The 22,532-nt window shown below is 42.3% G+C and carries 21 protein-coding genes; 18 read left to right on the top strand and 3 right to left on the bottom strand.

All coding sequences use genetic code 11. The annotated features are described in order from the left end of the window. Window positions 1-41: 41 nt before the first annotated feature. Entirely contained in the window at window positions 42-1,352 is a 1,311-nt protein-coding gene (locus tag H6G03_RS02495) for an NAD(P)/FAD-dependent oxidoreductase (RefSeq protein ID WP_190461737.1), read from the bottom strand. Between the two features lie 155 nt (window positions 1,353-1,507). On the opposite strand from H6G03_RS02495, the gene H6G03_RS38645 reads away from it, so the two are divergent. The 9 genes from H6G03_RS38645 to H6G03_RS02535 all read left to right on the top strand — a co-directional run bounded on the left by H6G03_RS38645 (window position 1,508) and on the right by H6G03_RS02535 (window position 7,558). Next, entirely contained in the window at window positions 1,508-1,630 is a 123-nt protein-coding gene (locus H6G03_RS38645) for a hypothetical protein (protein ID WP_255512164.1), read from the top strand. A gap of 11 nt (window positions 1,631-1,641) precedes the next feature. Then, a complete protein-coding gene (locus H6G03_RS02500; RefSeq protein WP_190461738.1) occupies window positions 1,642-2,346 on the top strand; it encodes an MBL fold metallo-hydrolase in 705 nt (234 codons plus the stop codon). A gap of 11 nt (window positions 2,347-2,357) precedes the next feature. Further along, window positions 2,358-2,786, top strand: coding sequence for a YeeE/YedE family protein (locus H6G03_RS37740; protein ID WP_190461740.1), 429 nt, complete (start codon window positions 2,358-2,360; stop codon window positions 2,784-2,786). Beyond that, a complete protein-coding gene (locus tag H6G03_RS02510; protein ID WP_190461742.1) occupies window positions 2,783-3,205 on the top strand; it encodes a DUF6691 family protein in 423 nt (140 codons plus the stop codon). Before H6G03_RS37740 ends, H6G03_RS02510 begins: the two co-directional genes overlap by 4 nt. A gap of 137 nt (window positions 3,206-3,342) precedes the next feature. Further along, window positions 3,343-4,233, top strand: a complete 891-nt coding sequence (locus H6G03_RS02515) for a sulfite exporter TauE/SafE family protein (RefSeq protein WP_190461744.1) — start codon at window positions 3,343-3,345, stop codon at window positions 4,231-4,233. Window positions 4,234-4,396: 163 nt separating this feature from the next. After that, window positions 4,397-5,665: a tetratricopeptide repeat protein gene (locus H6G03_RS02520; RefSeq protein WP_190461746.1), complete on the top strand. Its 1,269-nt coding sequence runs from the start codon at window positions 4,397-4,399 to the stop codon at window positions 5,663-5,665. A 63-nt stretch (window positions 5,666-5,728) separates the two neighbouring features. After that, entirely contained in the window at window positions 5,729-6,571 is an 843-nt protein-coding gene (locus H6G03_RS02525) for an Rpn family recombination-promoting nuclease/putative transposase (RefSeq protein ID WP_190461748.1), read from the top strand. A 356-nt stretch (window positions 6,572-6,927) separates the two neighbouring features. After that, entirely contained in the window at window positions 6,928-7,206 is a 279-nt protein-coding gene (locus tag H6G03_RS02530; RefSeq protein ID WP_190461750.1) for a type II toxin-antitoxin system RelE/ParE family toxin, read from the top strand. Between the two features lie 37 nt (window positions 7,207-7,243). Further along, complete coding sequence (locus tag H6G03_RS02535) at window positions 7,244-7,558, top strand: HigA family addiction module antitoxin (RefSeq protein ID WP_190461752.1); 315 nt, start codon at window positions 7,244-7,246, stop codon at window positions 7,556-7,558. A 79-nt stretch (window positions 7,559-7,637) separates the two neighbouring features. On the opposite strand, the gene H6G03_RS02540 is transcribed toward H6G03_RS02535, so the two are convergent. Together H6G03_RS02540 and H6G03_RS02545 are read right to left on the bottom strand one after the other, a co-directional pair. Continuing rightward, window positions 7,638-7,940 (bottom strand): hypothetical protein, encoded by a 303-nt coding sequence (locus H6G03_RS02540; protein WP_190461755.1) that lies wholly within the window; start codon window positions 7,938-7,940, stop codon window positions 7,638-7,640. Continuing rightward, window positions 7,924-8,208: a BrnT family toxin gene (locus H6G03_RS02545; RefSeq protein WP_190461757.1), complete on the bottom strand. Its 285-nt coding sequence runs from the start codon at window positions 8,206-8,208 to the stop codon at window positions 7,924-7,926. The genes H6G03_RS02540 and H6G03_RS02545 overlap by 17 nt, the downstream gene beginning before the upstream one ends. A 140-nt stretch (window positions 8,209-8,348) precedes the next feature. On the opposite strand from H6G03_RS02545, the gene H6G03_RS02550 reads away from it, so the two are divergent. The 9 genes from H6G03_RS02550 to H6G03_RS02590 all read left to right on the top strand — a co-directional run bounded on the left by H6G03_RS02550 (window position 8,349) and on the right by H6G03_RS02590 (window position 22,088). Beyond that, window positions 8,349-11,447, top strand: coding sequence for a CHAT domain-containing protein (locus tag H6G03_RS02550; protein WP_190461760.1), 3,099 nt, complete (start codon window positions 8,349-8,351; stop codon window positions 11,445-11,447). A gap of 203 nt (window positions 11,448-11,650) precedes the next feature. Then, the gene (locus tag H6G03_RS02555) at window positions 11,651-12,037 is read left to right on the top strand and encodes a hypothetical protein (RefSeq protein ID WP_190461762.1); all 387 of its coding nucleotides are present in this window, start codon (window positions 11,651-11,653) and stop codon (window positions 12,035-12,037) included. A 5-nt stretch (window positions 12,038-12,042) separates the two neighbouring features. Then, a complete protein-coding gene (locus tag H6G03_RS02560) occupies window positions 12,043-13,473 on the top strand; it encodes a hypothetical protein (RefSeq protein WP_190461763.1) in 1,431 nt (476 codons plus the stop codon). Window positions 13,474-13,606: 133 nt separating this feature from the next. Next, complete coding sequence (locus H6G03_RS02565; RefSeq protein ID WP_190461765.1) at window positions 13,607-17,452, top strand: PAS domain S-box protein; 3,846 nt, start codon at window positions 13,607-13,609, stop codon at window positions 17,450-17,452. Between the two features lie 316 nt (window positions 17,453-17,768). After that, window positions 17,769-18,476 (top strand): 4Fe-4S dicluster domain-containing protein, encoded by a 708-nt coding sequence (locus H6G03_RS02570; RefSeq protein ID WP_190461767.1) that lies wholly within the window; start codon window positions 17,769-17,771, stop codon window positions 18,474-18,476. A gap of 12 nt (window positions 18,477-18,488) precedes the next feature. Continuing rightward, the gene (locus tag H6G03_RS02575) at window positions 18,489-19,535 is read left to right on the top strand and encodes a heterodisulfide reductase-related iron-sulfur binding cluster (RefSeq protein WP_190461769.1); all 1,047 of its coding nucleotides are present in this window, start codon (window positions 18,489-18,491) and stop codon (window positions 19,533-19,535) included. A 39-nt stretch (window positions 19,536-19,574) separates the two neighbouring features. Further along, on the top strand, window positions 19,575-20,633 hold the full coding sequence (locus tag H6G03_RS02580; RefSeq protein WP_190461771.1) for an FAD-dependent oxidoreductase: 1,059 nt from the start codon (window positions 19,575-19,577) through the stop codon (window positions 20,631-20,633). A gap of 4 nt (window positions 20,634-20,637) precedes the next feature. Then, window positions 20,638-21,225 carry a 4Fe-4S dicluster domain-containing protein gene (locus H6G03_RS02585; RefSeq protein ID WP_190461773.1) on the top strand — a complete coding sequence of 196 codons (588 nt, stop codon included), beginning with the start codon at window positions 20,638-20,640 and terminating at the stop codon, window positions 21,223-21,225. Continuing rightward, complete coding sequence (locus H6G03_RS02590; protein ID WP_190461775.1) at window positions 21,222-22,088, top strand: CoB--CoM heterodisulfide reductase iron-sulfur subunit B family protein; 867 nt, start codon at window positions 21,222-21,224, stop codon at window positions 22,086-22,088. Before H6G03_RS02585 ends, H6G03_RS02590 begins: the two co-directional genes overlap by 4 nt. The last annotated feature ends 444 nt before the right edge of the window (window positions 22,089-22,532 follow it).

The following is a 22,532-nucleotide window of genomic DNA, read 5'->3' on the forward strand; positions in this document are numbered from 1 at the left end:
TCTGAAAAATCGTCGCGATCGACCCGAAATAGCTAACAAAACTATTGCCGCCATTGCATAAACTTGATGTAATCCCCCTCAAACTGCTCTCCTTTCAGCATCCGATTCCAATAAATCCAAGGCAAACCAGTAGTTTTCATCATCCACATAATCCAGCGTTCTTTCACGGGATTGAGGGGAAAACTAGAAACCACTGTGCCGTTATAACCATCAAACTCAGCCATGATTGTCTTGCCATACCCAGTGATTAAAGGACAGCAAGTGTAGCCGTCATACTTATGTAATAATGGTTGGGAAGCTATAAATGCCAACAAATTTTCGGCTACAATTGCTGCTTGTTTGCGTGCTGCTGCTGCTGTCTTGGAAGTTGGCAGGGAAGAAGCATCTCCTAAACTAAATATATTGGGATATCGATTGTGCTGTAGGGTGTATTTATCCACATCTACCCAACCATAGGCGCTACCAGAAACTGCCAAAGGACTTTGTTTAATAAAGTCCGGTGCGCTTTGCGGCGGTGCGACGTGAATCATGTCGTACTTGTGGGTAAATTCATCGACAACTGCACCGCTATCATCGAAAACATCAAATACTGCTTCTTTGGTTTCCCCTTTAATTTCTTTCAAGTTGTGCCGGAATTTAACATCAATCCCCCGTTCGGCAACAACTTTATCTAATATGGCTGAATATTCCGGTACGGCAAACATTTTAGTTGCTGGTGTGAGAAACATGACGTTAGTGCGATCGCGAACTCCCAGTTTGCGAAAGGTGTCATCTGCCATATACATAACTTTTTGCGGCGCACCACCACATTTAACTGGTGTGTTGGGAAAGGTAAATAAAGCATTTCCACCAGGGAAATTTTTGATTAGTTCCCAGGTATAAGGTGCGTAATTAGGTGCATAATTACTGGTAACGCCATTTTTGCCGATCGCATCTTTCAATCCTTTAATTAAATGCCAGTCCAACTGAATGCCGGGACAGACAATTAAGTAATCGTACTCAACCAGGATACCTTCTTTGGTCGCGACAGCATTGCGATCGGGGTCTAATTTAACCACTCGGTCTGCAATCCAAGTCGCTTGTCGAGGTATAAAATCTTTTTTATCCCTGACTGTATCCTCAATTTGGAATACTCCTCCACCTGTCATCGTCCAACCGGGTTGGTAATACTGCTTGTGCGATGGTTCGATAATGGCAATATCTAGGGATTTATTTTTTTTCAATAACATAGAGGCGGTCGTCAGTCCGGCAGACCCGCCGCCGATAAAAACGATTTGGTGGTGCAGTGTCTTGGTAATGGTGGGAGTTGCGGACGCGGGAGTCTGGGATTGCTGGGAAGTTGACGCGATCATAAGTAGTCTTTTTTTTTGAAGAACAGGTGGATTTTTAGCCAATCAGGTTCTGGCAGGTTCGGTAAATCTACTTACCTCTGCTGCCAACTTTTTTGTCGCTATTGTCAAATTGTAAAATTTAAATTACTATATGGCAATATAAGCAATCAACAAATATGCACGACTCGCGTGGCATATTTGAAAGGGAAGGAGGCTTAGCCTTCTTTGCAGTTCCCAGGATCGGCCTGGAAACCAGATTGCGCCAAACATTCCATCAAGCAGGTAAAAAATTTTACTAGGAGCCAGAAAAATGCTATTCCGCCAACTGTACGACAACGAAACCAGCACTTATACCTATTTAATTGCTGACGAAAACACCAAAGAAGCAGTTTTAGTCGATCCGGTGATCGAACAAGTCGATCGAGACTTAAAGTTAATCCAAGAATTAGGGCTAACTTTGCGCTATTGTTTGGAAACGCACATTCACGCCGACCACATTACGGGAACGGGTAAGTTGCGGGAAATTACAGGTTGTGATGGCATAGTGCCAGAAAATGCCCAAGCTGCTTGTGCTAACCGCTTTATTAAAGATGGGGAAGTATTAAAACTAGGGGATATTGAAATTAAGACGATCGCAACTTTAGGACATACTGACAGCCATAACTCTTACCTCGTCAATCAAAACATATTGCTAACGGGAGATTCTCTCTTTATTCGCGGTTGCGGACGAACTGATTTCCAAAGCGGCAATCCCGGTTTGATGTACGATCGCGTTACGCAAAAATTATTTACTCTGCCAGATGAAACCTTAGTTTATCCCGGTCACGATTACAGAGGACATACAGTTTCTACAATTGGTGAAGAAAAGCAATACAACCCCCGGTTTGTAGGCAAAGATCGGGCGAGTTTTATCGAACAAATGAATAACCTGAATTTGCCCAATCCCAAGAAAATTGCCGAAGCAGTACCAGCTAACCAAAAATGTGGAAATGTGGCTGTAATGGCAAAAGCTTGAGGATTTAGATCGTGGCAAATTTTAACTGGGTTTATGCTTTAATCGGGGGGATTTCCATCGGGTTAAGTGCCACCCTATTACTAGCATTCAACGGTCGCATTGCTGGAATTAGTGGAATTGTCAATGGTGCGATCGCCTTTTCCAAGCAAGAATTCTGGCGGTGGTTGTTTATCCTGGGGATGTTGCTAGGTGGCATTTTATACGAAAATGTACTAGCACCTCAACCAACTCCCACCGCTGCATTTAGTCCTTGGGCAATGATTATCGGCGGTTTTCTGGTAGGTTTTGGCACTCGCATGGGTAGCGGTTGTACTAGCGGTCACGGAGTATGCGGTTTAGGTCGATTGTCAATGCGATCGCTAGTCGCAGTTCTCACATTTATGATTACCGCTATCCTGACAGTTTTTGTTGTCCGTCACGTATTGCGGTTGAGTATATGAAAGAGAAGCTAATCGCGTTATTGTCAGGTGTGCTATTCGGTCTGGGATTGGGACTTTCTCAGATGATCGATCGCGATCGCGTACTCGGCTTTTTGGATGTCGCTGGTAATTGGGATGCCACATTATTATTTGTGTTGGGTGGCGCAGTCACGGTGACGGTAATTGCCTTCCGATTTGTCCTGCGTCTTCCTCACCCAATTTTGGCAGACAAATTTAATTTACCCACTAATAAACATATCGACAAACCTTTAGTAATTGGCGCTGCTATTTTCGGGATTGGGTGGGGAATAGCGGGTTACTGTCCTGGGCCAGGAATCGTTGCTTTAGTGTTACGGAATGGGAATCCAATTTTGTTTATGGTGGCGTTCGTTGCTGGTTCGATCGCGTACAAATTGTATGCGACTAATTCTAGATTTTAGATTCTTTTAGCTCATCCAGATTCTTTTGTAGTTTAGATAAATTTCCCAGCTAAATTTCACAGGTATTACTAACACCTGTGGGGGAATACTGTTGGCAAAAATTGCAGCCAATCGAAGAGATTATCAAGGAAAAAACAATGCTTATTTGGACGATCGGACATTTGTTAGCTGTCTGTATTGGTATTAGTTTGGGATTGTTGGGCGGAGGTGGATCTGTATTGGCTTTGCCAATACTGGTCTATGTGATGGGAATAGCACCCAAGTCTGCGATCGCGATGACTTTAGTCATTGTTGGCTCCGTTAGTTTGCTCGGAGTTATTCCCCATTGGCGACGAGGAAATATTAATTTGAAAAAAGCTTACATTTTCGGTTCTGCTACTATGTTAGGAGCATTTATCGGAGCCAAAATAGCCGTACTACCTATCGTTACAGAAACCTTTCAAATGGCCTTATTTGCCATGATGATGCTACTCATGGCTGTGTTTATGATCTTGCGAAATTCTCAATCTAAAAACCAACCTCAAAAAGAAAAACCAAAACCAATTCCTTCTCCTCAAACAGTGCATAAATATAGTTGGTTGTGGTTAACAGTTGAAGGAGTAGGCGTAGGCATTTTAACTGGTTTAATAGGCGTCGGCGGAGGATTTGCCATTGTGCCGGCTTTAGTGCTATTGGGAAATACCCCCATGAAAGAGGCAATTGGCACATCCCTGCTAATTATTGCTCTCAATGCTGTGGCTGGATTAATAGGTTATTTGGGTCATGTTTCTTTTGATACTTTCCTGACTGTATCATTTACATTAGCTGCTAGTTTGGGAACTTTATTGGGCGCTTATTTAGCTCAATTTGTCTCCGCACAACAACTTCAGAAAAGCTTTGGTTATTTTCTTTTAGCTGTGGCTGCGTTTGTTTTATTTCAAAATCAATCAGGATTTCATAAATCTGAAAGAACTTCTTCTAAAGCAATCCAACATACTTCAACTACAATTAAACAACCTATTACCTGTAGTACCCGTAGGTTGGGTTGAAGCATGAAACCCAACAAAATTAGGGGCTAAAGCCCAACTACGTACCTGAACCAATCTTAAAAAATTTGTTAAAATCTGCCAAATTAAACCGCTTTGTGCCATATTAGAGCGGGGACAGGACAAAATTGCTAAAACTCTTCCTGAAACCCAACGCCCTAAAAATATGGATGACGATCGCATTCAAGCTTATCTCAATCTGATTCAACAACTGCTGCATTGTCCTAGCGGTGAAGAACCACAGATTTTACAGGCAAATTCGGAATTGCTGGATTTGAAGTTTCTGGAAGTTTGCGAGGTAGTAGCAGCACAGTTTGCCGAGTCAGGAGACGAGAATACGGCTGATTTTCTACGAAGTCTGATCGGTCATCTAGAGGAATTTTTGGTGGGGGATGAAGAGGAAGAAGGGGAGGATTTAGAAGATGAAAGGATGCTGGAGTATGGGGATTTTATTCTAGAATTATTGCAAGCAATAGAACAGAATAACGATGGAGAAGTTATTTACCCCATATTAGCAGAACGGCAACATCTCCTGGACGATCGCTTTCCGGAAATTTTACAGCGAGTGACTGGAAATTTGCTCATTCAACATCCGAACTCAGTGCAGCGAGTTCTCTACTATGTAGAATCTTTAAGTTTTCATATCCTTGATTTGCCTTTGGGGGATAGAGCAAATAATATTGAAATTGCGATCGCAGGTTATCAAATCGTTTTAAGTCATCGTCCACCGGGCAGCGAAAAATGGGCGCGAACGCAACATCATATAGCCCATGCCTATCGTCACAGAATCGCAGGCGAAAAAGCCGATAACCTAGAAAAAGCGATCGCTATACACACCTCTGCCTTCCAAATTGACATCCGCGAGGGATTTCCCGAAGATTGGGCGAACGCGCAACATCATCTGGCAATTGCCTATTTATTCAGGATCGAGGGCGAAAAAGCTGATAATCTGGAGAAAGCGATCGCCGCACACACTACTAGCCTCGAAGTATACACCCGCGAGGATTTTCCCGATTATTGGGCAATGGTGCAACATAATTTGGCAGTGATTTACTCCGATCGAATTAAGGGAGAAAAAGCTGATAATCTCGAAAAAGCGATCGCATTTGCCACCAACGCCCTCGAAGTATACACCCCGGTAGCATTTCCCGTATATTGGGCGGGGATGCAAAATAGTTTGGGCAGTTTCTACAGTGCCAGAATTGGGGGAGAGAAAGCTGATAATCTGGAGAAAGCGATCGACGCACACACCGCCGCCCTCGAAGTATACACCCGCCAAGCATTTCCCGAACAGTGGGCAACCACGCAAAATTACCTCGCCAAAGCTTATCGTGACAGAATCAGAGGCGAGAAAGCTGATAACTTAGAGAAAGCGATCGCATTGGAAACTGCCGCCCTCGAAGTTACTACCCATGAAACTTTTCCTCAAGATTGAGCGATCGCCCACAAGCGGTATAGTTGACTTATCAACCCATAATCGCTGTTTTTATTATAATTAATGAAAACCGATAGTCTATTTTACAACATCTTCCGACAATTTCCCTTTATTTTCTTTGCCCTCCTGGGCATACCAGCCGAGACTACCAACCAATACGAATTTACCTCCCAAGAGGTGAAACAATTATCCTTTCGGTTAGATGGTTTATTCCTACCAATTAACCCCAATTCTCAACTACCATTCTATATTGTGGAGGTGCAATTTCAACCAGATCCAAATTTGTACTATCGTCTATTTGCCGAACTATTTATCTATCTCAGACAATACCAACCGCCGCATCCTTGGCAGTTAGTAGTAATCTACCCAAACCGCCAAACTGAAAGAGAAAATAATATCCACTTTCAGGAAATGTTGGCACTGCCTAATCTCACCCGTATTTACATCGATGAACTGAGTACGACAGAAACAGCATCTCTGCCGATAAAATTACTGAAACTAATTGTTGAACCGGAAAATACAGCGCCAGATTTGGCTAGAGAATTAGCTGCACAAGTGCGGACGGAAATACCTAATGTTACAGTCAGAGATAGTTTGATCGAATTACTTGAAACGATCGTTGTTTACAAGTTACCTCAAAAATCGAGAGAGGAGATAGCCGCTATGTTTAATCTAAGTGACTTAAAGAAAACCAGAGTTTATCAAGAAATTCAGGCTGAAGTACAAGCGGAAGCACAAGCTGAAATAGCCAAAATACAAGCTGAAGCGCAAGAAGCTAAACAGCGAGAAAAAGCTACAATTCTCAGACTGGTTAGCCTGGGATTAAGTACAGAACAAATTGCTACAGCCATAGACTTACCTCTGGCTGAAGTTGAAGCGACTATCGCCGAAGCCGAACAAAATTGATCGGGCAATAACTTGTAGGTTGGGTTGAGGAACGAAACCCAACTTACACTTTAATGATATAAGTTTGTAGGGTGCGTCAGAGGCGAAAATTTTTCGTGAGAAACCATAATTTTAATGTCTGACGCACCCTACTTAATAAACTGTTCTAAATAATTAGGGCTAGCAGCCCCTATTACAAAATATTACAAAGTTTTCGCAGAAAAATTTGATGTATTATCATAAGTAAATAAAGGAAGAAAACTAATTAGGAATCAAGAAGAAGTATTACAAATACTGAGACTACATCAAGATGAATAAAAAAATTAGGAATAAAATTTGAATAATGCTGTTTCTATTAATATAAGGAGAGTTGATGAATGATTCAGACCTTTAAAAATAAAGCTCTTGAAAAACTGTTTCAAGAGAATATTAATAAAGGAGTACCTCCTAATTTAGAAAAGAAAATAAGAATTAGATTAGAGGTCATAGATGCAGCTTTACTGTTAGAAGATATTAGATTACCGGGTTATGATTTACATGAACTCAAAGGCGATCGCCAAGGAACTTGGTCAATTAAAGTATCAGGAAATTGGCGAATTACGTTTAGGTTTGACGAGGGTGAGGTTTATGATGTCAACCTCGAAGATTATCATTAAAATAGTAAAATAAGTAATTCATTAGGAAAAGTAAAGTATGATACAAAAAAGAGAAAATCCGCTCCAAGATAGACCAGCAAAACCAGTACATCCTGGGGAAGTTATTGCCGATATTTTAGAAGATTTAGCAATTACTCCGACACAATTTGCCGAAATTTTAGGAGTGTCCAATCAAGTTGTTAATGACCTTATTCAAGGTGAACAACCTATTACTGTTGATTTAGCTATTAGAATTGGTAAAGCTTTTGGTAATGGTCATAGACTTTGGTTAAATCTTCAGCAAAAAGTTGATGTTTGGAATGCTTGGCGCATTCATCAACAAGAATACGATCGCGTGTTAAATTTAATTTGATTTAAAATAGTTTGTAGGGTGCGTCAGAGGCGAAAACTTTTCGTGAGAAACCATAATTTTAATGTCTGACGCACCCTACTTAATACTGAGAATGGATGTACTCTGCTAACACCTGATTAATCAATTCTTGAACCCCTTCTTCACCCGCTTTTGTCTCGAAGTATTCCACGATGAAGGCATCTAGCAACAAACTTATTTGTCGCCGATCTCGTTCAATATTTGGGCGATCGTTTTTTGTTATCGCTTGTTCTGTTCCGTCTTCCAAAACGCGAATCAAAGATCCCTTAAATCCCCGATGTCTACCAGGTTTGGCATTGCTGAAGTCATATTCCTCCAACATATCTTCTGCTTCGCTTTCATCCCGTTCAAGTTTGTGATTCATAGATTCGTTGTTCATTTTTTGTCGCTAATCTAGAACTAATAATCCGTATTCTATCGACTCGTTCAATGTAAGTGACAACCAACAAGCGCCCATTGCTTGATATGCCTACAATCTTAAACCGATCTTCCTGGTCAGAGTGAGCTTCATCGTAATCTTCAAGATAGAGGGGATCGTAGAAAACAGTTGCCGCCTCATCAAAGGAAACCCCATGCTTTTGGATATTAATTTGTGCTTTTTGGTCGTCCCATTCAAACCGTAATGAATCCATGCTATATCTGTAACATAGACAAACATTTTCTACCATAAACCCGAAAGACGCGAAAATACCAGACTCTCCCGTGCCTGCACGAGATCGGTTAAAATGGATTGCGGATGGGTTTTTGTCCGATCGGCTACTGGCATCACCTTATGAATGAGGAACGCATTCAAGCTTACGTGAATCTGATTCAAGAACTGCTAAATTGTCCAAGCGGGGAAGAACCAGAGATTTTACAGGCAAACTCGGATTTGTTGGATTTGGGTTTTCTGCAAGTTTGCGAGGGAGTAGCGGGACAGTTGGCAGAGGCGGGAAATGAGAATGCAGTTGATTTTTTGCGAAATCTTGCCAGTCAGTTAGGGGAATGGTTGGGAATGCAGTCAGCGGGGAATGGCGATATTTCAGAAGATGAAAATATCGAAAATTATCGAAACTTTATCCTAGATTTATTGCAAGCAGAAGAAGAAAGCAATAGCGATGTGGCGGTAATTTACCCGATGTTAGGGGAACGGCAACATCTCCTCAATGGGCGATTTGCGGAGATTTTACAGCAAGTGGCTGAAAATTTAATTGCCGAACATCCAGAAACAATTGAGTCAATTCTCGGCGTTATCGAAAATTTGAGTATTGATATTAGTGACTTTCCTTTGGGAAACAGAAGGAATAATATTGAAATTGCAATTATAGGTTATCAAATAGTTTTAAGTCATCGGGAAACGGGTAGCGAAAAATGGGCGGGAACGCAAAATAATCTGGGAATCGCCTACAGAAATAGAATCAAAGGGGAAAAAGCAGATAACCTAGAATTAGCGATCGCATCCTACACCGCCGCATTGGAAGTTCGCACTCGCCAAGCTTTTCCCCAAAATTGGGCAACGACGCAAAATAATCTGGGAACTGCCTACTCAGATAGAATCAAAGGCGAAAAAGCAGATAACCTAGAATTAGCGATCGCATCCTACACCGCCGCATTGGAAGTTTACACTCGCGAAGCTTTTCCCCAAGATTGGGCAATGACGCAAAATAATCTGGGAAATGCCTACTCAGATAGAATCAAAGGCGAAAAAGCAGATAACCTAGAGTTAGCGATCGCATCCTACACCGCCGCATTGGAAGTTTACACTCGCCAAGCTTTTCCCCAAAATTGGGCAATGACGCAAAATAATCTGGGTGCTGCCTACTTTGATAGAATCAAAGGGGAAAAAGCAGATAACCTAGAATTAGCGATCGCATCCTACACCGCCGCCTTGGAAGTTTACACTCGCCAAGCTTTTCCCCAAAATTGGGCAACGACGCAAAATAATCTGGGGTTTACCTATTCTGATAGAATCAAAGGGGAAAAAGCAGATAATATTAAGCAAGCCATTAAATGTTATCGAGAAGCTTTAGAAATTCTCACGCCTACTGCTTTTCCCCTTGACTGTCTGCAAACAGGACAAAATCTCGGCAACCTCGCTTTTGAACTCCAAGACTGGGAAAACGCCATTCACGGGTATGGAAACGCCATATCTGCCGTCGAACAAAGTCGGGAGTGGGCGACATCCCAACGCAGCAAGCGAGAAATCCTCGAAAACGCCCTGTATATATACGAAAAAATGGTGCAAAGCTGCATCAATGCCCAACGCTACGATACCGCCCTCCTCACCATCGAACGCAGCAAATCTCGCACCCTGACAGAACTCCTCGACAGCGCCAACTTAGAACCGCGAAACGCCACCGACGACCAAAAACAACGATTTCGCCAACTTCGCCGCCAAATCAACCAACTGCAACAAGAATTCGACCGCAACGAAACCCCAGCAGAAACCAAAACAGACAGCGACAGCAAAACCCAGCAACGAAGTATTTCCGTCGCCGCCACTTCCCCATCCCCAACATCTCCCCAACAAACCCAACTGAAAACCCTGCAACAGCAACTCAATCAACTGCTGATAGAAATCAACGACCCCACTTTCACCGACACCCAAAAAGTCACCCCCCAACTACCCGACTTTACCCAACTTCTCGACCACAAAACCGCCCTCATCGAGTGGTATCTTCCCCCTTATGCTGAATCTGGGTTTTATACATTTATAGTCACAATCTCAAATCAACCCAAAGCAACACCCGAAATCCAATATCTCGACTTTTCCCCCCAACAACGCCAACAACTCGACAGCGACATCGACACCTACCTCAGCGACTACCGCCAAACAACCTGGGGCGATACTCTCAGCAGTCGCCTCACCACCCTCGCCGCCTCACTTCACCTCAACGAAGTCCTCGCCAAAATCCCCGACAGAATCGAAAAACTGATTCTAATTCCCCACTGCGACTTACATCTGTTACCACTTCACGCATTAAAAGGTAAAAGAAAAGCAGAAACAGGATATCTCATCGATTTATTTCCCCAAGGAATACAATACGCCCCCAGTTGTCAAATTTTAGAACGCCTCCACCAACGCCAACGCCAATCACCGCCCAAAACATCCCTATTCGCCATCCAAAATCCCACCGAAGATTTGGATTACACCGAAATCGAAGTCGAAACAATTTCCCGCCAGTTCAATCCAGACATTCACATCCTCAAACGCGAGAAAGCAACCAAAAAAGCGTTTAACTCACCAGAAAACTTAGCCCAATTAAGTGCAGCTTACTACGCCCATTTCTCCTGTCATGGCAGTTTCGATGCCCAAAATCCTCTCGAATCCGCCTTATTTTTCGCCAGCGAAATCGCCATCCCAAACTTATCTGAAATTTCCGAAACTCCAGAAAACAAACACAGATATATCACCCTCCGCAACGGTCGCCGCTTGGATAAACTCACCCAAGGATTAACCCTCAAAGAAATCTTCGCTAATCTCAGCTTACCAGTTTGTCGCCTCGTCACCCTTTCCGCCTGCGAAACCGGATTAGTCGAACGAGTTTCCACCGACGAATATATCGGTTTACCCAGCGGGTTTTTCTATGTAGGCGCGATAAACGTCGTCAGCAGCTTATGGTGTGTCAGCGATTTCGCCACCGCTTTTTTAATGATTCGCTTCTATCAAGAATTAGAAAAAATCTCCCATATCGCCATCGCCTTGCAAACCGCCCAAAAGTGGTTCAAAAGCGTTAACCGCCCAAACTTCCTAACCTGGTCGCAAAATGAAGTTAAAATGGATGAAAATCAACTTACGATCCTAGAAATGATCCTGCTTACCGAATTTCCCAACTACCAACCCTTCGCCGAACCGCAATATTGGGCAGCTTTCTGCCCCATCGGTTTATGATAATATCGAATATACATCTGTGTTCATCTGTGTTTATCTGCGGTAAAAAAACAAAATTTTTATTAACCGCAGATGAACGCAGATACAGCGCTTTGCAGGTTAGTGAGGTACACAGATCCCCGACTTCTCTAAGAAGTCGGGGATCTATTTACCTGAAATATGCTGTAAGCTTTGGAGATGAGATTTAGGATAAGGTGAAAGTTATGGAACTGAAGTTTGATGCAAGTGGAAAAATTCTCGATTTTTTAACTTTGCTGAAAATGGAGGAGGCGAAAGAAAATAGCGATATATTCGATCCTATCATTTGGCAAGACCTTAATCAACTCGCTGACGATTTAGATGCTGTTAACACCGCCGATAAAATTGCTTTGACGATTCTTCGCTGGTGTAGCAAATATCCTCAAATCAATGAAACCTTAAACAAAACTAACTGGTCTAAATTTCGTATCGATATGGATGACGAAAAAGATGGAGAAATCCCGCCGCCAGACCCGACAAGCGAAGCTGAAGTTATTGAAAATAAATACGAAATCCAAAGGATAATCAAGTCTCAACAACCTACCACCCCACAAAACAATCCCCAACCTTAACTACAATGTCCGATAAAGATTCGCTTTATTATCCTTTAAACATTAGTTTGTTCGCCTTCACCCTCCAATCTGGCACAGATTTAGATTCGCCAACTGCGATTAACGAACCCCCACAAAGCTTTAAAGATAAATATGAAAAATTACTAAAAAATAACTACGATCGAATCTTTGACTTCGATAATAACCCATTCCCAGCATTTCGGCAACAATTCCCCGACTCGCATAACTATGAATTGCTAAATGCGAATAAATCGGGCAGGCAATTTTTCAGTTTTTCCAGTCGAGAGAAAAACCCAAACCCTCTCAATCCCAAACCTTTATATCGCCTTTTACTGTATCCCCAAAAACTTGGCGATAGCTACGCTTTGTTAATTAATATTTTCCGTCCCCAAGATGCTGGTTTTGATACCGTCAACTTAAACGAAATTGCCAAATTTAACCCAAATCAATGCCTAAGTTTGTCAGATGACCCGAATTTTATCGGTCAAACTTTCCTGATTACCGCTTATTTGAATATAGCCGAACCCGATAAACCGGAAGCATTAAGACCTCATGCCGAAAAGTTGCTCAAACCGTTACTAGGTGACACCTGTCCTGAGTTTTATCAAGCCGAGAAATTTTTAGATAGTTACCTTTTAGAATTTAGTAGAGCAAAAACTTCCCAAACTCGCGTTCTCGTCCTCTTCTACTTTAGTGATTTTACCTCAGAACAACTCCAAAAAATTTATTTCGATTTACCGGAATTATTTTTATATTATCATAAAATCGCTCATGTTTATCAAATGAGTCGCCGATATGCCAAGGAACTCGACAAATTAATCCAAAGCGAAATCGCCAGCAAATCGCAATTACCAGACTCTCTCGACTTAGAAGTTTTGAAAACCAACCTGAAAGACTTGTTGAAAACTACGCCCAAATATACCTCCGAATTTCGCAAGCTGGAGAATGCTGGCAATACAATTAATATTAATACCGTAAATTATCAGCGCACTCTCAAACGCCTGCAAGCGCAAGTAAACGATCGTTTTGAGTTATTTAGTCGCTTCGTGGAACGAGAAATCCAAACCTTCCAGTTACAAATCCAAGCCGATTTAAATTATTCTAAACCGGGTTCGCAATTATTAGACCAAGCTATTGCTAGTATACGCGGTTTGGTGGAAATCGAGCAAGCCGAAAATGCTGAAAAATTGCAAAACACCATTCAAGCTGTGGGTACTGGAATTGGTGTGGGAGTGGGCGTTGCCGGAATTTTTGCGACTAGCTATCCCTTAATAGAAAAACCTTGGCGATTACCTTCCCTGCAACATCCTTTCCTGCCGCCTCATCCTTTCATTAGTGCGATTGTTTTAAGTTTCGTAGTGGGTGGAGGATTGGGATTGTTTGCTTGGTATATTACCAAACATCATCTCGATCGGAAACTTAGGCAAAAAAAGTAGGCTTCTGACGAGACGATTTTAGATTTTAGATTTGGGATTTTCCCAAAACCAGTCTGGAAGCGAGATATTAGCGCTTTTCGCGATCGTAGTGCAAAATGTAAAAATAATAACTCGTACAAGCAATTAATCTTGTATGTCATCCCCATTAGGATATAGTTCTGGCCTCGATCGCCCCATCGAGTCAGAAGATCCAACCCAGCAGTCTCTTAGAGATCGTCAATTGCGGACGCTGTTTGAGACTGCCCTCGATGCGATCGCGATCGTCGATGACCGAGGGCGTTACCTAGATGTCAACCCCGCCGCCTGTGAATTATTTGGCCTACAGCGAAATGAACTGCTGGGACGCTACATCTATGAGTTTGCAGAACCTGGGTATGATTTCCCAGCAGTATGGCAACAATTTCTACAACAGGAAAAAGCGCGGGGTGAGTTTCGCTTAGTGCGGACTGATGGGGAAATCCGTATCGTGGAATACGCCGCAACAGCAAACTTTTTACCTCATCGCCATCTTTCCGTAATGCGAGATGTTACAGAACGCAAACAAGCACAGGCGCAAGTCGAGGAACTTAGCCGTCAACTGGCACAAAGCCAAGCGCAACTACAAGAAGCAGGTATTGCGCCAGGGAGGATAGCTACCCCCGCAGAGAGTCATCCCTTAGAACAAATTGCCCGCCACATTCCCGGAGTTATTTATCAGTTTCGGATGCGTCCTGATGGTACTTTCCATCTTCCCTACGCCAGTGAGGGTTTGAAAGAGATTTATGGCGTTACCCCAGAAGAAGTGCGCGAGGATGCTTCTAAGATGTTTGCAATTATTCATCCTGAAGATCTCGATCGCCTCAATCAATCCATTCTCGAATCTGCCGAACACCTTACCCCTTGGTATTGCGAATATCGAGTTTGCTTACCGGATGGACGGATGTTGTGGTTAGTCGGTGATGCTACGCCCCAGCGAGAACCAGATGGCAGTACCCTTTGGCATGGCTATATTCGGGATATCACAGACAGCAAAAAGGCTGAAGCTGACAATCAACGCTTGCTTGCCATTCTCGAAAGCACATCAGATTTAGTCGGAACTGCCGATTTAACGGGTAAAGCTTTGTATCTCAATCAAGCTTGGCGAAATCTGTTTGATAATAATGAAGATACAATCGCCAATGTGGAAATATCTACATCTCATCCCAAGTGGGCTTTAGATATTATCTTCAATCAGGGCTTGCCGTCAGCAGCACGTTCCGGCAGTTGGCACGGCGAGACAGCAATACAGGATTCGACCGGACGCGAAATTCCCGTTTCTCAAGTCATCCTAGCTCACAAATCAACGGAAGGAAAAGTCGAATACTTTTCCACAATCCTGCGAGATATTACAGAAAGTAAAGCCACAGAACTCGCTCTCCGCAATTCCCTAAAACAATTATCAGATATTAAATTTGCTTTGGATCGCGCCGCGATCGTTTCCATCACGGATGAACGAGGAATCATTAACTATGCCAACGATAATTTTTGCCAAATATCTAAATATTCTAAAGCCGAAATCATTGGCCAAAACCATCGCTTAATCAAATCCGATTATCATCCTAAAGAATTCTTCCAAAATCTTTGGCAGACTATTTCGGCAGGGCAAGAATGGCAAGGAGAAATCAAAAATAAAGCTAAGGATGGCACTTATTATTGGGTAGATACAACTATCATTCCTTTGCTCAACGAGCATGGTAAACCAAGTCAGTATTTGTCAATTAGAGTTGATATAACATCCCGCAAAGAAGCGCAAGCTAAGTTAATGGAAACTAGCCATTTACAAGAAGCAATTTTAGACAGCGCTAAGTATACAATTATTTCAACCGATCCTAATGGTATTATCAAAACTTTTAATGCTGCTGCCCAAAGATTATTGGGATATTCATCAGCCGAAATGATAGACCAACTTACACCAGCAGTTATTCACGATTTAGAAGAAATTAAACAACGGGCAACCGAACTAACCGCAGAACTCGGTCAACCGATTGCACCGGGGTTTGAGGTATTTGTTGCTAAGGCACGTTTGGGAATAGTTGACGAATATGAATGGTCTTATATTCGTAAAGATGGTTCTCGATTTCCCGTGCAACTTTCTGTCACGGCTTTACGCGATCGCAACGGAAAAATTACCGGATTTTTGGGTATAGGAAATGATATTACCGATCGCAAAGAAGCCGAAGCTCAACTGAAGGAAATATCAGACCGTTTGTCGTTGGCATTCAAGTCCGGGAAAATTGGCTGTTGGGAATGGGATCTCGTACAGAACACCCTCCTTTGGGACGATCGGATGTACGAGCTATATGGCGTAACCAAGAACACTGATTCCAGATTAGTTTACGACATTTGGGCAACTGGGCTACATCCTGATGACCGAGAAACCTCGGAAAGATTAATCCGTCAAGCTGTTTTGGGAAAAGCAGAATTTGATATTGAATTTCGCGTCGTTCATCCTGATGGTAGTATCCATTTCATTAAAGCATTCGGTCTAGTTCGGCGGGACGCAGAAGGTAATCCTCGAAAGATGATCGGGATTAATTTTGATATTAGCGATCGCAAACATCAAGAACAAGCTCTCCGTTTAATTGTTGAAGGTACAGCAGCAAAAATAGGCGACTCATTCTTCAAAAGTTGCGTCCAATATATCGCCCAAGTTTTAGAAGTACGTTATGCTTTGATCGCCATATTTGTTGATTCAGAAAAATTGTCCGCCCAAACTCTAGCATTTTGGGCAGGAGACGAATTTGGCGATAATTTTATTTACAATTTAGTCGGCGCTCCCTGTGAGAACGTTTATACTAAAGGTGATTTATGTTTATACCAAAATTCAGTTCAATCGCTTTTTCCTAAAGATGCTGATTTAGTCATGCTCCAAGCCGAAAGTTATGCTGGTTTACCGATTATAAATGCTGCTGGCGAGCGTTTGGGATTGCTGGCAGTTCTAGACACTAAGCCGATGGTAAAAAATCTAGAAATGCAATCGGCCATCTTGAGAATATTTGCTACTCGTGCTGCTGCTGAAATAGAGCGTATACAGGCAGAAACAGCATTGCGTCAATCAGAAATTCAACTGCGCCAACAAACTCAAGAATTAGAAATCACCCTCAAAAAATTGCAAAATACCCAAACTCAATTAATTCAAGCGGAAAAAATGTCAAGCTTGGGCCAATTAGTAGCTGGAATTGCCCATGAAATTAATAATCCGGTGAGTTTTATTTATAGCAATATTCAACCCGCTACTAATTATGCTAATAATTTAATTGAGTTAATTCACCTTTACCAAAAACATTATCCTAATCCACCCCAGGCGATTGCTAATTTGACAGAAGATATGGACTTTGATTATCTAGAAAGTGATTTTTCTAAGTTGTTGGCATCGATGAAAAATGGTGCGACGCGCATTCGCGATATTGTGAAGTCTTTGCGGACGTTTTCGCGTTTAGATGAAGCCGATTTGAAAGAAATAGATATTTACGAGAATATCGAAAGTACCCTAGTGATTTTGCAAAATCGCTTGAATGGTCGAGCGGGAAGACCAGAGATTCATGTCATCAAAAATTATAGTAAATTACCCCCGATCGAATGTTATGGGGGTTTATTAAATCAGGTATTTATGAATTTGTTAGTAAATGCGATCGATGCGATCGAACAACGGCGACAAAGCCTAGAACATACCGAAAAATTAGATTATATTGGTACGATCGCAATTACGACTTGTATTCCGTCTAAAGATCGGATTACCATCTCCATTCACGATAATGGTTGTGGAATGACTCACGAAGTTAAAGAAAAAATATTTAATCCCTTTTTTACGACTAAACCTGTCGGTAAAGGTACGGGTATGGGCTTAGCAATTAGCTATCAAATTATCACGGAGAATCATCAAGGTCATTTGCAGTGTTTTTCTACCCTTGCCAAAGGCACTGAGTTTAGAATTGAGTTGCCAGTTCGTAACCATCAATAGACATCTCCAAAAATTCTGGTGGGGTAGGCATCCTGCCTGCCCTTTGAGATTCTTTTGGAGGAGAAAGCATCTCCATTATAAGTATTTTTGCTTATCGTTCGCCTGCTTAACTATTCTCTGAAATTTGCCTTCAGATGTAATTTTCCTATTCTGCCGTGATTTCAGCCACTTTAGAGCTTGATCCCCGTAAGTTGGGGTTGGGAGATCGATCGCAATTTATTTGAACTTACCTGCTTGACATTATAACTAATTAGTTATATAGTATTTTTATAGACAAACGGCATAACCTCAGTGGCTCAAGTGGCGGGATATACCTATGGGCAAATTATTTAACGAGCTTAAACAAGACCTTTTGTACCAGCACGGCATGAATGCCTGCCTGAACTGCGGCGTATGCACAGCAGTTTGTCCGGCGGCAGAGTTCAGCGAATACTCCCCCAGAGAGGTAATGAACATTTGCTACTCAGAAGATGATGAACAAATTGAAGAATTACTTAAATCGGACAAAATTTGGTATTGCGGGCAATGTTTTTCCTGTAAAACGCGCTGTCCGAGAGGCAACAGCACCGCCTCAGTCATTCTGGCATTGCGCCGACTTTCCGTTCGTTACGGTTACTTTGCCGAGTCAGAAAAAGGCAGACAGCAATTATTTGCCAAGCGAGTATTCGGGGAAAACATATTAAAACGAGGTTATACATTGTTAGCAGAAAATATCACACCCGCCCATTTCCCCGAATTAGGTGAAAACTGGGAATACTATTACGAACATCGCGAAGAAATGCGGGCATGGTGGGATGTACCCATGAATCTGGAAAATAGTCCAGGTTCCCACCGAGTTATTCCGGAAAAAGACATGGAAGAATTGCGGGCAATTTATCAAGCCACGGGTGCGATCGAATTAATGGATGCCGTCGAAAAAGGCATGGAAAAGAAGCTCGGCAGTAAAGCAGAAGTAGAAAAATACTGGCAAAATTGGTTAGAAACCGCTGATAGCAGAAACTACCAACTCAAAGAAAACAAATAAGGAGAAACTTTAATGAAAGTAGCAAGAGAAAATATCGCTTGGGAAAGACATCAAAAGCAAGTTCCAACCATAGATGATGAAGGCGGAAAATTGTGGGGTTGCTTCCGCAGTTGTTTCCTTCAAAGTGCCGCCCCCTATACCGAAGGCATTGCCTATAAAATCTTAAAAAACGATTTGGGTATGGAATTGCGGGAAGCACCCGGACATACTTCTTGTGGCGCAATTGGCTATCACGGAGATGTGTCAAATATCGAAACACAAATGGTAGTTGCGGCGAGAAACTTTTCGGTTGCCCATCACGAATTAGGTGTGGATAATCTCTTTTCATTCTGCGTCACATCCTTTGCCAACTACACAGAAATGATTAAACTTTGGGAAGAAGAACCAGAGTTGCGAGAATACACAGAAAAAACCTTAAAAGAAACGACAGGAAGAGAATTTTGGGTTCCTCACGTTTCCGGCGGCAGACCTTCTGTTGTTCACGCTTCCGATGTATTTTTCGCCAATCGCCACAAACTCGCAGCCAAAGCAAAATATAGCTTGAAAGGAATCAAAGCAGTCGATCATATTGGATGCCACTACGGAAAAATATTTCCAAGCGAGTGCATGGGTGGCGCTGAATTCCCGCAAGTTTTAGTAGGATTATTAGAAGCTTTCGGTGCCGAAATCGTTGATTATCCAGAACGGAGACATTGCTGCGGTATGGGTTTCCGGCAATGTGCGTTTCCCGAAAACCGAGACTACACTGCCAGCAGCGTTTACAAGAAAATGAAAAGCCTCAAAGAAGCGCACCCCGATTGTAACTTAATCCTCACCAACTGTCCCGGTTGCACAGTATTTTTAGATGCCGAACAAGGAACAATCAAAGAAATTTTGTCAGAAGAATTCAACGTCAGCGTTTTGGATTACGCACAATTAACCGGGTTAATGTTAGGCTACGACCCCTTCAAAGATTGCGGATTGAATGCCAAAGTTGTTCAAATCGAACCTTTACTAGATAAAATCGGCATTCCTTACGACAAATCCAAAACTCCCGAACAACGCCGCAGACCATTTTAATTAAGTCAAAAGTCACAAGTTCAGCAAGGATTGAAGACAATGGGTAAAAGTGTAGTCGTAATCGGTGGTGGCCCTGCGGGAATGGCAGCAGCAGGAAAACTGCAAGACTTTGGATATGATGTGGTTTTGATTGAGAAGAAAGCCGAAGTTGGGGGACATTTAAACAAGTGGTATAAAGTCTTTCCTGACTTTACCGATGCTTCCGAAATTGTCGCCAATTTAAAACAAGCTTTGGGTAAAACCAGAATTGTAAATAATGCGACTGTAACCCGCATTGAAGGTGCCGCACCTAACTTTAAAGTGACTGTATCGACAGGTGAAGAAATTGATGCTGGCGCGATTCTGGTATCCACTGGCTTTAAGCATTTCGATGCTACCTTTAAAGAAGAATATGGATATGGAATCTACGATAATTGCATCACTTCCGTAGAGTTGGACGCCATGCTAAAGGCGCAAAGCGTGAAAACTAGAAACGGGAAAGCGCCGAAAAAAGTAGCGATGGTGCATTGCGTTGGTTCTCGCGATGAGAAGGTGAATAATAATTACTGTTCGCGAGTTTGCTGTACCAATGGAATTAAAGTTGCGATCGAAATTAAACAACAAAATCCCGAATGCGAAATTTATTGCCTTTACATGGATATTCGGGTGTTCGGTCGCGGTTATGAAGAACTGTACAGAACATCGCAACAAGAGTATGCCGTGCAATTCCTGCGGGGTCGGCTTTCCGAAGCTGGTGAGAAAAATGATGGCAGCTTGTTGTTGCGCTTAGAAGATACTTTGACAGCAAAACCGATGCGGTTAACTGTTGACCTTTTGGTTTTGATGGTGGGAATGGAAGGTAATGCCGAATTAGCAGACGTGGCGGGTTTAAGTGTTGGTTGCGATCGCTTCTACGCCACTGCACATCAACAATATGCCAATAATGCTTCTACCCGGAGAGGTATTTTTCTCGCAGGTGCGGCAACTGGGCCAAAAGCGATTATGGAATCGATTACCGATGGACGATCGGCAGCAGCAGAAATTGCCAGTTTTTTGGCTAGCGATCGCGCAATTTTTGTACCCAGCCTCAACGAACAGCTTCACTTAACTAAGGTTTAAAGCAATGGCAGTTAAAAATAAAAAGTTTTTATTCGGTCTGAAGGTCGATCGCCAACTCGACGGCGATAAAATGAATCGGGAATTTCTCGATAAAGTGATTGCGGAAGGTGGCGAAGGCGCTGCGATCGCAGCTTGTATGCAGTGCGGTACCTGTAGCGGTGGCTGTACCAATATTGACCTGATGGATATGTCACCCAGAACTCTGGTTTTAATGGTGCAGAGAGGAGAATGGGAAAAGGTACTGAAAAGTAACGCTCTGTGGTTATGTACTTCTTGCTACATTTGTACCTCTCGGTGTCCCCGTGGCGTGCGTCCTGCCGATGTAATTGAGGCGGTGAAAGCGATCGGCATTCGTCAAGGAGTCGAGAACGATTCTACCAAGTTCAATCAAATATTTGTAGAATTGGTCGAGAAAAGAGGCATTTTATTTGAACCCGAACTAATGCAGAAATATGGCGGTTTACAAGCCATGCTCGCACAAGCAAAATTGGGGATTCAATTAACCCTCAAAGGCAAAATGTCACCATTACCAGCCAAAATTAAAGACCCCAAAAAATTTAGCGAAGCATTAGAAAAGGTAGGCAAACAATGAAATATTCTTACTATCCCGGATGCAGCCTTCATACCACTGCCAAAGAATTCGATATGTCAACGAAAGTGGTAATGACAGAACTGGGAATTGAGCTAAAAGAACTCCATGATTGGTCATGTTGCGGTGGTTCCGTGGCGGCTGGAGTTTCCCACGATGTTGGTATGGCGATGGCGGCGAGAAATGTCGCTTTAGCACAAAAGGAAAACCTCGACCTTTTAGCTTCTTGTTCCGGTTGTTATAACAAGTCAGCGAGAGCGTTAAAGGCATTAGATACCGAAGCCGAAAAAGAAAGAATTACGGCGATTCTTTCCGAAATGGGAATCTCGGTTTCTGACTGCAACATTCGAGTTAGAAATGTGGTCGATGTTTTAGCTAACGACCTAGATATTTCCCCTCACATCAAAAAGCCTTTAACAGGTTTGAAAGTAGCTTGTTATTATGGTTGTCTGTTAACTCGACCCGCAGATATCACAGGTTGGGATTCTCCCGTTTTCCCGATGTCAATGGATAAATTAGCTCAAGCTTGTGGCGCAGAAGTCGTTGATTTTCGGTCGAAGACCAAGTGTTGTGGTGGCCCGATTTTGGTGTCAAAGCAAGAGGTTGCTTTTGAGTTAACTAAGAAACTCTTAGATGAGGCAAAATCTCTCGGTGCAGATTGCATTGTGTTAGCTTGTCCGTTATGTTCAACTAACCTGGAACTAAGGCAACCCGATATTGAGAAGAACTACAATGTTTCTTACAATCTACCAATTCTCTATATCACGGAAATTATTGGCTTAGCTTTAGGCATTAAACCCGGTAAGTTGGGGCTTAATAAGCACATTGTTTCACCAAAAACCGTGTTAAATAAATTGGGTTTCTGATTGACAGCGCCCGCTCGGAGATTCTTAAAATCTTACATTTATAATATCGCCACTGCTAGGATTTCCAAACTCGCCACGTTTGCTTAAAGAGCGTGGCGATCTACTTTTTTCGATCGGGATTTGCAGCCGTTTGAGGTACATAATTTTTTTCAATCCTCCACTCGCCTACTATGAGCAAATTCCTTTGAGCGACCTTAACAAAGAAATTCACGCTTGATTCGAGAAATAGTAACTTCTGGGAAGTTTATTAAAATATGTTAATTATTTTTATTTATCGAACGAAGATAAATTAATAAATTTATAGGGTTGCTTGTTCGCAGCATTGATAAAAGTTACAAAATAATAAATTATTTAATTTTTTAACTAAACAGTTTACAAATCTTATTAAAAATAGATGAAATACTACCTGCATCAGGAAGGCTGCAAACCCTGCCGACAAAGCGG

The organism is Aerosakkonema funiforme FACHB-1375 (genome assembly GCF_014696265.1).
Classification (GTDB): Bacteria; Cyanobacteriota; Cyanobacteriia; order Cyanobacteriales; family Aerosakkonemataceae; genus Aerosakkonema; species Aerosakkonema funiforme_A.

Coding starts and splice junctions, on each gene's coding strand:
- H6G03_RS02495 (WP_190461737.1), bottom strand. CDS start 1,352: ATGATCGCGTCAACTTCCCAGCAATCCCAGACTCCCGCGTCCGCAACT.
- H6G03_RS02575 (WP_190461769.1), top strand. CDS start 18,489: ATGAAAGTAGCAAGAGAAAATATCGCTTGGGAAAGACATCAAAAGCAA.
- H6G03_RS02560 (WP_190461763.1), top strand. CDS start 12,043: ATGTCCGATAAAGATTCGCTTTATTATCCTTTAAACATTAGTTTGTTC.
- H6G03_RS02515 (WP_190461744.1), top strand. CDS start 3,343: ATGCTTATTTGGACGATCGGACATTTGTTAGCTGTCTGTATTGGTATT.
- H6G03_RS02565 (WP_190461765.1), top strand. CDS start 13,607: ATGTCATCCCCATTAGGATATAGTTCTGGCCTCGATCGCCCCATCGAG.
- H6G03_RS02585 (WP_190461773.1), top strand. CDS start 20,638: ATGGCAGTTAAAAATAAAAAGTTTTTATTCGGTCTGAAGGTCGATCGC.
- H6G03_RS02540 (WP_190461755.1), bottom strand. CDS start 7,940: ATGAATCACAAACTTGAACGGGATGAAAGCGAAGCAGAAGATATGTTG.
- H6G03_RS02545 (WP_190461757.1), bottom strand. CDS start 8,208: ATGGATTCATTACGGTTTGAATGGGACGACCAAAAAGCACAAATTAAT.
- H6G03_RS02525 (WP_190461748.1), top strand. CDS start 5,729: ATGAAAACCGATAGTCTATTTTACAACATCTTCCGACAATTTCCCTTT.
- H6G03_RS38645 (WP_255512164.1), top strand. CDS start 1,508: ATGCACGACTCGCGTGGCATATTTGAAAGGGAAGGAGGCTTAGCCTTC.
- H6G03_RS02500 (WP_190461738.1), top strand. CDS start 1,642: ATGCTATTCCGCCAACTGTACGACAACGAAACCAGCACTTATACCTAT.
- H6G03_RS02570 (WP_190461767.1), top strand. CDS start 17,769: ATGGGCAAATTATTTAACGAGCTTAAACAAGACCTTTTGTACCAGCAC.
- H6G03_RS02520 (WP_190461746.1), top strand. CDS start 4,397: ATGGATGACGATCGCATTCAAGCTTATCTCAATCTGATTCAACAACTG.
- H6G03_RS02535 (WP_190461752.1), top strand. CDS start 7,244: ATGATACAAAAAAGAGAAAATCCGCTCCAAGATAGACCAGCAAAACCA.
- H6G03_RS02555 (WP_190461762.1), top strand. CDS start 11,651: ATGGAACTGAAGTTTGATGCAAGTGGAAAAATTCTCGATTTTTTAACT.
- H6G03_RS02590 (WP_190461775.1), top strand. CDS start 21,222: ATGAAATATTCTTACTATCCCGGATGCAGCCTTCATACCACTGCCAAA.
- H6G03_RS02580 (WP_190461771.1), top strand. CDS start 19,575: ATGGGTAAAAGTGTAGTCGTAATCGGTGGTGGCCCTGCGGGAATGGCA.
- H6G03_RS02530 (WP_190461750.1), top strand. CDS start 6,928: ATGATTCAGACCTTTAAAAATAAAGCTCTTGAAAAACTGTTTCAAGAG.
- H6G03_RS02550 (WP_190461760.1), top strand. CDS start 8,349: ATGAATGAGGAACGCATTCAAGCTTACGTGAATCTGATTCAAGAACTG.
- H6G03_RS02510 (WP_190461742.1), top strand. CDS start 2,783: ATGAAAGAGAAGCTAATCGCGTTATTGTCAGGTGTGCTATTCGGTCTG.